The following is a 13,056-nucleotide window of genomic DNA, read 5'->3' on the forward strand; positions in this document are numbered from 1 at the left end:
TCGCACATGGATATTCAAACTTGGACGTTTTTATTGGTTGGCCTGTCATTCGCCCTGTATATCGGTATCGCGATTTGGGCCCGTGCCGGATCAACCAGCGAGTTTTATGTGGCGGGCGGCGGTGTTCACCCGGTAGCGAACGGTATGGCGACCGCGGCGGACTGGATGTCGGCAGCATCGTTTATTTCTATGGCGGGTATCATCTCGTTCATCGGTTACGATGGTGCGGTTTATCTGATGGGCTGGACCGGTGGTTACGTGCTGCTGGCACTCTGCCTGGCTCCTTACCTGCGTAAATTCGGCCAGTTTACGGTACCGGATTTCATCGGCGAACGTTACTACTCCAAAACCGCGCGTATGGTTGCGGTGTTCTGTGCCATCTTCGTCTCATTCACTTACGTGGCGGGTCAGATGCGTGGTGTGGGCGTCGTGTTCTCGCGCTTTTTGGAAGTCGACATCAACATCGGTATCGTGATTGGTATGGCCATCGTGTTCTTTTACGCTGTACTTGGCGGCATGAAAGGTATCACTTACACCCAGGTGGCACAGTTCTGTGTCCTCATTTTCGCCTTCCTGGTTCCGGCTATCTTTACCTCTATCATGATGACAGGTAACCCGCTGCCACAAATTGGTATGGGTTCAACCTCCGTCGGCTCAGACGTTTATCTGCTCGATAAACTGGACGGCCTGACCCAGGAACTCGGCTTTACCGCGTATACCGAAGGCAATAAGAGTATGGTCGACGTGTTCTTTATCTGTGCGGCACTGATGGTCGGTACTGCAGGTCTGCCACACGTTATCATCCGCTTCTTTACCGTACCAAAAGTACGTGACGCGCGTATCTCTGCCGGTTGGGCACTGCTGTTTATCTCGCTGCTGTACACCACAGCACCTGCGGTCGCGGCGTTTGCCCGCGTCAACATGATCGACACCATTAACGGTCCGGATATGCAGGGGGTTGCCGCTGCGCAGGCTCCAAGCTGGTATAAGAACTGGGAAAGCACAGGCCTGGTCAGTTGGGAAGATAAAAACGGCGATGGCAAAATGTTCTACTCCGGTGACGAGCGCAACGAGATGAACATCAACCAAGATATTATCGTACTGGCCTCTCCTGAGCTGGCGAAACTGCCAAACTGGGTTGTGGGTCTGCTGGCAGCGGGTGGCCTGGCGGCTGCACTGTCAACCGCAGCGGGTCTGCTGCTGGTGATCTCAACCTCAATTTCCCATGACTTGCTGAAAAAAGGCTTCAAACCGAATATGACCGACAAACAGGAACTGCTGGCCGCGCGTGGCGCGGCGGTCGTGGCGATTGTTGCCGCCGGTTATCTCGGCATCAACCCTCCGGGCTTTGTGGCTCAGGTGGTGGCCTTCGCCTTCGGTCTGGCAGCGGCTTCCTTCTTCCCGGCCATTATCCTCGGCATCTTCTATAAGAAGATGAACAAAGAGGGCGCGATTGCGGGTATGGTAGCGGGTATTGCCTTTACGGCGGCGTACATCATCTACTTCAAGTTCATTAACCCGGCAGCCAGCACTCCGGACAACTGGTTCTTCGGTATCAGTCCTGAAGGTATCGGTACTCTGGGTATGTGTCTGAACTTTGTGGTCTCGATTGTGGTGAATAAATTCACCGCAGAAGTACCGACCGAAGTACAGGACATGGTGGAATCGATCCGCTTCCCTAAAGGTGCTGGCGAGGCACACTCGCACTAAGCTGATCTGAGCTGAGCTCAGCAAAGCAAAAAAATAGCCGTGAACAAAAAGCCGTGAACAAAAAGCCCGGGTCTGAACTGACCCGGGCTTTTTCATTTGTATCGTTATGATTGACTCGCCGCTTTATTTGCAACCTGTTTACTTGGCAACCGCTTCGATTACGAGCACTGCTGCAGCGCCGACGTTTGCGGCTCATTCAACCTGGTCAGCTTCGCGACCAGGTAGTTGAGCAGCACACCGTACATCGGCACAAACAGGCCCAGACTGATGATCAGCTTAAAACTGTAATCAACCAGGGCAATTTCACTCCAGTGTTCGGCCATAAACGGATCCGGACTGTGATAAAACGCAATCGCGAAAAATGCCAGCGTATCGAGCGCATTACCGAACAAGGTAGAGGCTGTCGGCGCGACCCACCACTGCTTCATCTGACGCAGGCGGTTAAACACCTGCACATCCAGCATCTGGCCGAACAGATAGGCCATAAAGCTGGCCATCGCAATCCGGGCCACAAACAGGTTAAATTCACCCAGTGGCGCCAGGCCCTGAAACTGACCCTGATAAAAAATCACCGATAACAGGTAGGACACCGCCAGCGATGGCACCATGACCAGAAAGATGATACGCCTTGCCAGCGCCGGACCATAAATCCGCACGGTCAGGTCTGTGGCGAGAAAAATAAACGGAAAGGTAAACGCGCCCCAGGTGGTATGAAAACCAAACAGGGTGAACGGGATCTGGACCAGATAGTTACTGGACGCAATAATGATCAAATGAAACAGGACCAGAACGGTCAGGGCTTTGCGCTGTTGCGCCGACGAAAACGGACTCATATTGTACCTTTTTGGTTTGGTTTGGGGGCGAGGGAACCCAAATGGAAAACGCTGTTTCCTGATAAATTATCGTATCGGACGGCGAAAAATCAGCCAATCGCGACGGGGCGGCGATTATACCGCAATCCGCTTGTGCCGCAAGAGGCTGGCGGATGATAAATATCGCCGCCGCGCGCCGAGTCGGCAGCGTCCGCAACCAACTCGGCATGGATCAGCGCAGATGACCTTTTGCTTGAGAAGATCCTGAAGATCGTGCTAATCTTCGCCTCCATTTTTCTGACCTAAATTCAGCCTCTCAATGAGATGAACGCGGTCAGAACTGCTTTCAGGCTGCCCAACCGCCAGGTTGAGCACAAGATCCCAACCAAAGTGGAACCGAACTAATGGGCAAAGGTACTCTCTATATTGTTTCTGCACCGAGTGGCGCAGGAAAATCGAGCTTGATCTCAGCATTGTTGGAACGTAACCCGACCTATGCGATGAAAGTCTCGGTCTCGCACACCACACGCGGTATGCGCCCGGGTGAACAAGATGGCGTACATTACCACTTCGTACAGAAAGAGCACTTTGAAGAGCTGATCGGCAAAGGCGAATTTCTAGAGTATGCCGAAGTGTTCGGTAACTATTACGGTACCTCACGGGTATGGATTGAAGAGACCCTGAATAAAGGTATCGATGTGTTCCTTGACATCGACTGGCAGGGTGCACGTCAGATCCGTACCCAGATGCCCCACAGCAAAAGTATCTTTATTCTGCCGCCGTCCAAAGAAGAGCTGGAGCGCCGTCTCAACGCTCGTGGCCAGGACAGCGAAGCGGTGATTGCCAAGCGCATGAGCGAAGCCCGGTCGGAAATCTCCCACTACGGCGAGTACGACTATGTCATCATCAACGATGATTTCGATGTCGCGCTGATTGACTTTAAAGCCATCATCCGTGCGGAAAGATTGAAGCAGGATAAACAAGCTGCTAAATATAGCGCTATGCTGTCTGAGCTTCTGGCGGAGTAATCCCGCCTCGCCTTAATCTGCGGTGGTTGCGCCGCAGATAAGGATTAATGAATTTGCCAGCCTGTCGCTAGTATCTCACAGCGTTAGGTTGTATACTTTCTCGTCATTCAACATTTTAGTTAACTATTTGGAGTTCTCATGGCACGCGTAACTGTTCAAGACGCTGTTGAAAAAGTTGGTAACCGTTTCGACTTGGTTCTGATTGCGGCTCGCCGCGCTCGTCAAATGCAAACTGGCGGTAAAGACTCTCTGGTGCCGGAAGAGAACGATAAGCCAACGGTTATCGCTCTGCGCGAAATCGAAGAAGGTCTTATCACTAAAGATGTGCTAGACGCGCGTGAACGCCAAGAGCAGCAAGAGCAAGAAGCGGCAGAATTGGCAGCGGTAAGCAGCATCGTGCACAACCGTTAATTCTGCCTCAGGAATTAATCAACACTCGGGCCTGAAATTTGTATCTATTCGATAGCCTCAAAGATGTTGCCCAGGAATATCTCTCAGAGCCTCAAATTGAGGCTCTGCGCCAATCTTATGTCGTGGCAAGAGATGCCCATGAAGGGCAAACCCGCTCCAGCGGTGAACCTTACATTATCCATCCCGTTGCCGTTGCCCGCATCCTGGCCGAAATGCGCCTGGATCTGGAAACTCTGCAAGCCGCTCTCCTGCATGATGTCATCGAAGACTGTGATGTCACCAAAGAAGATTTGGAGCAGCAGTTTGGTCAGGCAGTCGCAGAACTGGTTGATGGCGTATCCAAACTGGATAAACTCAAATTCCGCGATCGCAAAGAGGCTCAGGCCGAAAACTTCCGCAAAATGGTTCTCGCCATGGTGCAGGACATCCGCGTTATTCTGATCAAGCTCTCTGACCGTACCCACAACATGCGCACCTTAGGTGCCCTGCGTCCGGATAAGAAACGTCGTATCGCGCGCGAAACGCTGGAAATTTACGCCCCGCTCGCCCACCGTCTCGGTATTCACAACATCAAAACCGAGCTCGAAGAACTCGGCTTTGAAGCCTTATATCCTAACCGCTACCGCGTGTTAAAAGAGGTGGTTAAAGCGGCGCGCGGTAACCGTAAAGAGATGATTCAGCGCATCCACAACGAAATCGAAGATCGTCTGCAGGAAGTCGGCCTGCCGGCACGTGTGCTCGGGCGCGAGAAAAACCTGTTCTCCATCTACAACAAGATGAAAACCAAAGAACAGCGTTTTCATACCATCATGGATATTTACGCCTTCCGCGTGATTGTCGATAGCGCCGATACCTGTTATCGCGTGCTCGGTCAGGTACACGGCCTGTACAAGCCACGTCCGGGGCGGATGAAAGATTACATCGCAGTACCTAAAGCCAACGGCTATCAGTCGATCCACACCTCTATGGTCGGCCCGCACGGCGTGCCGGTCGAGGTGCAGATCCGTACCGAAGACATGGACCAGATGGCGGACAAAGGTGTGGCGGCACACTGGTCTTACAAAGCCAACGGCGAACGTGGCGGAACCACGGCACAAATTAAAGCGCAGCGCTGGATGCAAAGCCTGCTTGAGCTGCAGCAAAGTGCCGGTAACTCCTTTGAATTCATTGAAAACGTGAAATCGGATCTGTTCCCGGACGAGATTTACGTCTTCACACCGAAAGGCCGCATTGTCGAATTACCCGTCGGCGCGACCGCGGTCGATTTTGCCTATGCCGTCCATACCGATGTGGGTAACACCTGTGTCGGCGCCCGCGTCGATCGCACGCCTTACCCGCTGAGTAAATCTCTCAAGAACGGCCAGACGGTTGAGATCATCAGTGCACCGGGCGCGCGTCCGAATGCAGCCTGGCTCAACTATGTCGTGACCTCACGTGCACGCACCAAGATTCGTCAGGTACTGAAAACCATGCGCCGTGAAGAGTCGATTTCACTCGGTCGTCGTCTGCTCAACCATGCGCTGGGTGGCCCGTCACTGAGCGACATCGGCCAGGAAAGCCTCACTCAGGTGCTGAGCGATCTCAAGATCGCCAGCGAGAACGATCTGCTGGCTGCAATTGGTCTGGGTGAGCTGATGAGCATAGTCATTGCACGTCGTTTACTTGGCGATGCAGAAGCTCTGACCGCGACCAGCAGCAATGACGGTAAGCCGAAGAAGAAACTGCCAATCCGCGGTGCGGATGGCATTCTGCTGACCTTTGCCAACTGTTGTCATCCGATCCCGGACGATTCAATCATTGCCCATGTCTCCCCGGGTCGTGGTCTGGTTGTGCACCGTGAAACCTGTCCGAACGTGCGTGGTTACCAGCGTGAACCGGACAAGTACATGGCGGTGGAATGGACCCGAGACTACGATCAGGAGTTCATTGCCGAACTGAAAGTCGACATGCAGAACCGTCAGGGCGCTCTGGCTGAACTGACCAATGTGATCTCGAAGACCGGCTCGAACATTCATGGCCTGTCGACCGAAGAACGCGATGGCCGCCTCTATACAGTGACTGTGTTGCTGACCACCAAAGACCGTGTTCATCTGGCTGGCATCATGCGTAAGATCCGCACTATGCCGTACACCCTCAAGGTACGCCGCAGAAAACACTAACTCCCGCTGCCTGATAATGCCGCGCGTCTGCGCAGTGCTTGCAGCAAGGGAAATCATGCCCTTGATAGGCCAACCTATCAGGGGCATTTTTATTCATATGGCCCGCCCGGAGGAAACGGCCATACTATTAACTGAAGAATCCGAACATGAACTCAGAGCGTTACTCCCGCATTCAGCAAGTACTGAAAGCACGCCAGACCGATTTGACGGTCTGCCTGGAAGAAGTCCACAAACCGAACAATGTCTCCGCCGTGATCCGCACCGCAGACGCGGTCGGCCTGCATAAAATCCATGCGGTGTGGCCCAATGAGCAGATGCGTACTCTCGGCCACACCTCGGCCGGTGCACGTAACTGGGTCGAAGTGGAAACTCACGACACTACGCTGGAAGCCATTCAACATCTTAAAGCACAGGGCATGCAAGTGCTGGTCACTCATCTGTCGGATCAGGCGGTCGATTTTCGCAGTATCGATTACACCAAGCCAACCGCTATCATCCTCGGCAGTGAAAAAGTCGGTATTTCCAAGCAGGCCCTGGCATTAGCGGATCAGGATATCGTCATCCCTATGGTCGGCATGGTGCAGTCACTCAATGTATCGGTGGCCGGTGCGCTGATCCTGTATGAAGCACAGCGCCAGCGTCAGGACGCCGGCATGTATCAGCGCGATGCCAGCCCATTACCGGATGAAACGATTCAGCGCATCCTGTTCGAACGTGGTCACCCAGTGCTGGCTAAAGTGGCCAAGCGTAAAGGTCTGGCCTACCCGCAACTGGATGATGAAGGGCAAATCGTTGCAGACCAAGACTGGTGGAAGGCGATGCAGAGCGCGTAATTGCGCGCTGTTCACTAATTGCCCCTGTACAAATAGACAGTCCAATGGTTGAATAGTTAACTCGTCAATGAGTATCTGGTTGAATTTATGTCGCAGCTTCTTTCCGCAATTCCGTTAAACTCACTCTCCGGAGTGGGCGCTAAAGTGGCCGAAAAACTGGAAAAAATCGGGCTGATCAGTGTCCAGGATCTGCTGTTCCATCTGCCGCTGCGCTATGAAGACCGTACCCGGGTCTATCCCATCGTTAAACTGCACCCTGGCTTGTGGGCTGCGGTACAGGGCAAAGTGATGGCGGTCGATACCCTGTTCGGGCGGCGTAAAATGCTGACGGTCAAAATCAGCGACGGCAACGGCTCACTGACGCTGCGTTTTTTCAACTTCACTGCCGGGATGAAAAACAATTTCGCCGAAGGTAAGTTAGTGCATGCTTACGGGGAAATTAAGCGTGGCAATGGCGGGTTAGAAATTATCCACCCCGATTACAAATTCTTTGCCCCGGCACAAAACCCAGATAGCGAACCCAATCTGACCCCGGTCTACCCGGCGACTGACGGCCTGCGCCAGCTCACGTTGCGTAATCTGACCGACCAGGCTCTGGCCCTGCTCGACAAAGCCGCCGTGCAGGAATTACTGCCTGCCGGACTGTATGATCATCAAACCACGTTAGCCGAAGCGCTGCATACGATTCACCGTCCGCCGGCCGATATTGACCTCAGCCTGTTTGATGAAGGCCGCCATCCGGCCCAGATCCGCCTGGTAATGGAAGAGCTGCTGGCGCAGAACCTGTCGATGCTGGCGGTGCGCAGTAAAGGCCAGCAAGATAGCGCCCTGCCGCTGCCAGTAGCGGATACGCTCAAACAGCAGCTGCTCGCCCAGTTACCGTTTACTCCGACCAATGCCCAGGCCCGGGTGGTGAGCGAGATCGAAGCCGATCTGGCTAAACCCCACCCGATGATGCGCCTGGTGCAGGGCGATGTCGGCTCAGGCAAAACCCTGGTTGCGGCTCTGGCTGCGGTGCGGGCGATTGAGCACGGCTGTCAGGTCGCTCTGATGGCCCCGACCGAGCTGCTGGCCGAGCAGCACGCGCTCAACTTTGCCAACTGGTTTGAAAGTATGGGCATCAAAGTCGGCTGGCTGGCGGGCAAACTGAAAGGTAAAGCCAAACAGGCCGAGCTGGAGCGCATAGCCAGCGGTGAAGTCAAAATGGTAGTAGGTACTCACGCCCTGTTTCAGGAACACGTGGTGTTCGATAATCTGGCTCTGGTGATCATCGATGAGCAGCACCGTTTTGGCGTCCACCAGCGCCTCGAACTGCGCGAAAAAGGCGCCCGTCAGGGCAGCTATCCACATCAGCTGATCATGACGGCTACCCCGATTCCGCGTACCCTGGCCATGACCGCCTACGCCGACCTGGAAACCTCGATTATCGACGAACTGCCACCCGGCCGCACGCCGATTCAGACCGTCGCCATTCCCGATACCAAGCGCGATGACATCATCGAACGGGTGCGCCATGCCTGCCTGACCGAAGGCAAGCAGGCCTACTGGGTATGTACCCTGATTGACGAGTCGGAAGTGCTGGAAGCCCAGGCTGCAGCGGATACCGCCGAAGATCTGCAGCGCAAGCTGCCAGACGTCAAAATCGGCCTGGTGCACGGGCGGATGAAACCGGCCGAGAAACAGGCGGTGATGCAGGCATTCAAAGACAACCAGCTCCATTTGCTGGTTGCGACCACTGTGATTGAAGTCGGGGTGGATGTACCGAACTCCAGCCTGATGATCATTGAAAATCCGGAGCGGCTGGGCCTGGCTCAGTTGCACCAATTACGCGGCCGGGTTGGACGCGGCTCTGTCGCCAGCCACTGTGTGCTGCTCTATCACGCTCCGCTCTCCAAGACCGCGCAAAAGCGCCTCGCCGTGCTGCGTGAAAGTAATGACGGTTTTATCATTGCCCAGCGCGATCTGGAAATTCGTGGTCCGGGTGAACTGCTCGGTACCAAGCAGACCGGCATGGCCGATTTCAAAATTGCCGATCTGGTTCGCGATCAGCGCCTTATTCCTGAAGTTCAGCGCATTGCGCGCCACATTCACGACCAATACCCCGAGCACGCCAGTGCGATTATTGAGCGCTGGCTCGGCGAGCGCGACGTCTACGCCAAAGCATAAGTCAAAGCATAAACAGCGCCGAACAGGCGCCGTTTGAGCCAGAACAACGGCTCTTCCCACTCCTACAGCAATCGTTTGCTTTCATGGTCAAACGTTTTATAATCGCCGCCCAAAACGAGTAAACGCAAACGTTTACCTTTATACCCGGCCGCCATTGGCGTAGCGGGTAGAACTCCAGAACCGGACCTGATTAACAGCAATCACAGAGATGTTCCGTGTTCCGCTTTACGTGCCCATTCAGCGCATACACAAAGTGCATTTACAATTTAGGAAACTGCCATGACAACCCAACACGCTGCGCGTCCATCCGAGCTGGTTTATCAGCTCAATGATCGCCCACCTTTACCGCATACGATTTTTGCCGCCCTGCAACACCTGCTGGCCATGTTCGTTGCCGTGATCACGCCATCACTGATCATCTGCCAGTCTCTCGGCGTACCTGCCGATCAGACCAACACCATCATCAGCATGTCGCTGTTTGCGTCCGGCTTATCCTCTTTTATCCAAATTCGTACCTTTGGTCCGATTGGTTCCGGCTTGCTGTCCATTCAGGGCACCAGTTTTAACTTTTTAGGTCCAATTATCGGGGCCGGTCTGGCACTTAAAGCCGGCGGTGCTGATGTACCGACCATGATGGCGGCGATTTTCGGCACCATTTTGCTGGCATCGTTTGCCGAAATTCTGCTGTCGCGGGTGCTGGAATACGCGCAGCGTATTATTACTCCGCTGGTATCCGGCATTGTGGTCACCCTGATTGGCCTGACCCTGGTTCAGGTTGGCCTGGTTTCGATGGGTGGCGGCTATGCGGCGCTGGGCGACGGCACCTTCGGCAGCCTCGACAAACTCGCTCTGGCGGGCACGGTACTGGCGATTATTGTCCTGCTTAACCGCGCGCGTAACCCGTATTTGCGCGTAGCATCAATCGTAATTGCCATGCTGGTCGGCTACATCATGGCCTACCTGATGGGCATGGTGGATACCAGCAAACTGAGCGCTACCCAGTTGGTTGCCCTGCCTATCCCGATGCAGTACGGCCTGAGCTTTGACTGGTCCCTGTTTATCCCGCTGGTACTGATTTTCCTCATCACTGCGCTCGAAGCGATTGGTGATATTACCGCCACCTCGGAAGTATCCGGTGAACCGGTCAAAGGTCCTGTCTACATGAAACGGATTAAAGGCGGCGTGCTGGCCGACGGCATCAACTCGGCACTGGCGGCGGTATTTAACAGCTTCCCGAACTCCACCTTCAGCCAGAATAACGGTATTATCATGCTGACTGGTGTCGCCAGCCGCTACGTGGGTTACTTTATTTCCGCGATGCTGGTGTTGCTGGGCCTGTTCCCTGGTGTTGCCAGCTTTGTCCAGCTGATCCCGGAGCCGGTGCTGGGCGGTGCGACCATCGTAATGTTCGGTACTATTGCCGCGGCAGGCGTACGTATCATCTCGCGCGTTGATCTCGACCGCCGCGCAATTCTCATTATGGCGCTCTCTTTTTCTATGGGCCTTGGCATCGCACAAAAGCCGGAGATCCTGCAGTTTATGCCGGAATTCATTAAGAGTATTTTCTCATCAGGCGTTGCCGCCGGCGGTATCACGGCCATCCTGCTCAACCTGCTGCTGCCAGACCATAAACAAGCGGAACAAAGCGCAGCGCAGGTTAGCGACTGATCCGCGCCAGTCTGCCAGCACAACCTGGCGGATACGCTTCACCGCCCTTGCGGTAACGGGTTACCCATAAAAGAGGCTCGCCATATGGCGAGCCTCTTTTATGGCTTTGCAGTTAAGCTGGCGCTCAGCGCGTCGGGAAACTGATCTGGGCCTTGAGGCCACCCTCGCTGCGGTTATTGACCGCCACCGCTCCGGCGTGCTGGCTGACAATCCTTTTCACGATAGCCAGCCCCAGCCCGGTACCTTCACTGCCGCGCGCCGTATCGCCGCGGGTAAAGGGTTCAAATAGCTTATTGACCTGGGATGAATCTATACCCGGACCGTTGTCTTCGACACACACCCAGGCCATTTTCTTATCTGCGGTCAGACCGGTACTGACCTTAACCCAGCCATTACCGTAACGCAGCGCATTCACCACCAGATTACTCACCGCACGCTTGATCGCAATCGGATTACCGACCGCATCTTCCATGCTCTGGTGCAGGTCAGTTTCAATATGCACCTCATAACCGCCTTCCGAGGTCGCGACATCATTGGCAATCGCATTGAGATCGACCGCTTCAAAGCTGTCGCGATTGACCGGTTTCAGGTAATCCATAAACTGACTGATGATCTCGTTACACTCTTCGGTGTCACTGATGATGCTTTCCGCCAGATAACTCTCTTCCGGCGACATCATTTCGGTCGCAAGACGAATCCGGGTCAGCGGCGTACGCAGGTCATGACTGATACCGGCCATCAGCAGTGCCCGGTCCTCCTCCAGTGCCTGAATGCCTTTCGACATCTGATTAAAGGCCCGGGTTACCGAACGAATTTCACTGGCCCCTTTTTCCTGCAGCGGCGGTGGAATCGCCCCGCGTCCGACCGATTTGGCCGCTTTTTCGAGCGCAATCAGCGGTCGGTTCTGCAAACGGATAAACAGCCAGCCACCCAGCACAATCAGCACCGCCATAATGATGCTGTTACGAAACAGCGGCGCAAAATCTTCTTCCTGCAGTTCTGAGAGCGGGATCCGCAGCACCTGACCAGGCAGCATATCGATCTTCATCCACAGCACATAGCTGTCTTCTCCCGCGCCCATACGCACTTCGGTCGGCGAACCGAGCTGCTCACTCATCTCTTCACTCATCAAATCAATCGCGACGGAGTGATGATACGGCTCGGCCTGCGGACTGTTTTCAGCATAGATACTGACCCCGAGCTGTTCCAGCACACGGCGGCGCAACGGTGCGTCCATGACCAGACCGTTTTCATCCATGTGCATCGAATCATCGAGCATCAGACTGATTTCATGACTGAGAATTTTATTGAACTGCTGCAGACTAGGCATCAGCGCATAGTTAAACAGGGCGTAATAGGAGTAGACCTGGCTTGCGACCAGCAGGGTAAAAAACAGCACAATGGTCTGGCTAAATGAACTGCGAATGCGCATGGGATACCTTTCAATGCAGGACAATCAGTGCCAGACAGGCTGGCACTGAAACGGAGATCGGATTAACTGGCTTCCTTACCGTCCGGCACAAACACATAACCCAGCCCCCATACGGTCTGGATGTAACGCGGTTTGCTCGGATCGACTTCCAGCATACGACGCAGACGGGAAATCTGCACATCGATTGAGCGTTCCATGGCCGAATACTCGCGACCGCGGGCCATATTCATCAGTTTGTCGCGCGACAGCGGTTCACGGGCATTAGTCACCAGCGCTTTCAGCACGGCAAATTCACCTGAGGTCAACGGCATCGCTTCCTGACCGCGGAACATTTCGCGCGTGCCGAGGTTAAGGCGAAACTCACCGAACTCCACAATCTTGTCATCGGCACTCGGCGCTCCGGGCGCTTCGGTTACCTGGCGGCGCAGCACCGCTTTGATACGGGCCAGCAGCTCACGCGGATTAAACGGTTTAGGCAGATAATCATCGGCCCCGACTTCCAGACCGACGATTCGGTCGATCTCGTCACCTTTGGCGGTCAGCATCAGGATAGGGATCATGTTGTTGGCATTACGCAGACGGCGGCAAATCGACAAACCATCTTCACCCGGTAACATCAGATCCAATACCATTAAATGGAAGGTTTCACGGGTCAGCAGGCGATCCATCTGCTCACTATTGGCCACGCTGCGCACCTGGAACCCTTGCTCCGAGAGATAGCGTTCGAGCAGGGCTCTCAAGCGGGCATCATCATCCACGACTAATATTTTATGATTTTCTTGCATCTGTCCTGTCCCACGAATAAGTGTCTGCTTCTTAAAGCGAAAGAAGCGAGTA

The 13,056-nt window shown here is 54.4% G+C and carries 10 protein-coding genes; 7 read left to right on the forward strand and 3 right to left on the reverse strand.

What is annotated here, in order from left to right; genetic code table 11:
* Positions 1-6: 6 nt before the first annotated feature.
* A complete protein-coding gene (locus tag J0X00_RS10900; protein WP_282478046.1) occupies positions 7-1,710 on the forward strand; it encodes a sodium:solute symporter family protein in 1,704 nt (567 codons plus the stop codon).
* A gap of 158 nt (positions 1,711-1,868) precedes the next feature.
* Here J0X00_RS10900 and J0X00_RS10905 read toward each other — a convergent pair whose 3' ends face one another.
* Positions 1,869-2,543: a 7-cyano-7-deazaguanine/7-aminomethyl-7-deazaguanine transporter gene (locus J0X00_RS10905; RefSeq protein ID WP_136485404.1), complete on the reverse strand. Its 675-nt coding sequence runs from the start codon at positions 2,541-2,543 to the stop codon at positions 1,869-1,871.
* A gap of 383 nt (positions 2,544-2,926) precedes the next feature.
* Here J0X00_RS10905 and gmk point away from each other — a divergent pair, with 383 nt between their 5' ends.
* The 6 genes from gmk (at position 2,927) to J0X00_RS10935 (ending at position 10,787) form a co-directional block, all read left to right on the forward strand.
* Entirely contained in the window at positions 2,927-3,550 is a 624-nt protein-coding gene (gmk, locus tag J0X00_RS10910; RefSeq protein WP_136485406.1) for a guanylate kinase, read from the forward strand.
* A 138-nt stretch (positions 3,551-3,688) separates the two neighbouring features.
* Complete coding sequence (rpoZ, locus tag J0X00_RS10915; protein ID WP_004728487.1) at positions 3,689-3,961, forward strand: DNA-directed RNA polymerase subunit omega; 273 nt, start codon at positions 3,689-3,691, stop codon at positions 3,959-3,961.
* 38 nt (positions 3,962-3,999) lie between these two features.
* Positions 4,000-6,120: a bifunctional GTP diphosphokinase/guanosine-3',5'-bis pyrophosphate 3'-pyrophosphohydrolase gene (spoT, locus tag J0X00_RS10920; protein ID WP_136485408.1), complete on the forward strand. Its 2,121-nt coding sequence runs from the start codon at positions 4,000-4,002 to the stop codon at positions 6,118-6,120.
* Between the two features lie 146 nt (positions 6,121-6,266).
* A complete protein-coding gene (trmH, locus tag J0X00_RS10925) occupies positions 6,267-6,953 on the forward strand; it encodes a tRNA (guanosine(18)-2'-O)-methyltransferase TrmH (RefSeq protein WP_136485410.1) in 687 nt (228 codons plus the stop codon).
* An 87-nt stretch (positions 6,954-7,040) separates the two neighbouring features.
* Complete coding sequence (gene recG, locus J0X00_RS10930) at positions 7,041-9,119, forward strand: ATP-dependent DNA helicase RecG (protein WP_282478047.1); 2,079 nt, start codon at positions 7,041-7,043, stop codon at positions 9,117-9,119.
* Positions 9,120-9,398: 279 nt separating this feature from the next.
* Complete coding sequence (locus J0X00_RS10935; RefSeq protein WP_136485414.1) at positions 9,399-10,787, forward strand: uracil-xanthine permease family protein; 1,389 nt, start codon at positions 9,399-9,401, stop codon at positions 10,785-10,787.
* A 124-nt stretch (positions 10,788-10,911) separates the two neighbouring features.
* On the opposite strand, the gene envZ is transcribed toward J0X00_RS10935, so the two are convergent.
* Both envZ and ompR read right to left on the reverse strand, forming a co-directional pair.
* A complete protein-coding gene (envZ, locus tag J0X00_RS10940; protein ID WP_136485416.1) occupies positions 10,912-12,219 on the reverse strand; it encodes a two-component system sensor histidine kinase EnvZ in 1,308 nt (435 codons plus the stop codon).
* A gap of 62 nt (positions 12,220-12,281) precedes the next feature.
* Entirely contained in the window at positions 12,282-13,004 is a 723-nt protein-coding gene (gene ompR, locus J0X00_RS10945; RefSeq protein WP_136485418.1) for a two-component system response regulator OmpR, read from the reverse strand.
* Positions 13,005-13,056: the final 52 nt, after the last annotated feature.

The organism is Vibrio sp. ABG19 (assembly GCF_029962385.1).
Classification (GTDB): Bacteria; Pseudomonadota; Gammaproteobacteria; order Enterobacterales; family Vibrionaceae; genus Vibrio; species Vibrio ostreae.

Bases quoted from the DNA above. Each gene is read 5' to 3' on its own strand.
- J0X00_RS10900 (WP_282478046.1), top strand. From the start codon at position 7: ATGGATATTCAAACTTGGACGTTTTTATTGGTTGGCCTGTCATTCGCC.
- J0X00_RS10905 (WP_136485404.1), bottom strand. From the start codon at position 2,543: ATGAGTCCGTTTTCGTCGGCGCAACAGCGCAAAGCCCTGACCGTTCTG.
- gmk (WP_136485406.1), top strand. From the start codon at position 2,927: ATGGGCAAAGGTACTCTCTATATTGTTTCTGCACCGAGTGGCGCAGGA.
- rpoZ (WP_004728487.1), top strand. From the start codon at position 3,689: ATGGCACGCGTAACTGTTCAAGACGCTGTTGAAAAAGTTGGTAACCGT.
- trmH (WP_136485410.1), top strand. From the start codon at position 6,267: ATGAACTCAGAGCGTTACTCCCGCATTCAGCAAGTACTGAAAGCACGC.
- recG (WP_282478047.1), top strand. From the start codon at position 7,041: ATGTCGCAGCTTCTTTCCGCAATTCCGTTAAACTCACTCTCCGGAGTG.
- J0X00_RS10935 (WP_136485414.1), top strand. From the start codon at position 9,399: ATGACAACCCAACACGCTGCGCGTCCATCCGAGCTGGTTTATCAGCTC.
- envZ (WP_136485416.1), bottom strand. From the start codon at position 12,219: ATGCGCATTCGCAGTTCATTTAGCCAGACCATTGTGCTGTTTTTTACC.
- ompR (WP_136485418.1), bottom strand. From the start codon at position 13,004: ATGCAAGAAAATCATAAAATATTAGTCGTGGATGATGATGCCCGCTTG.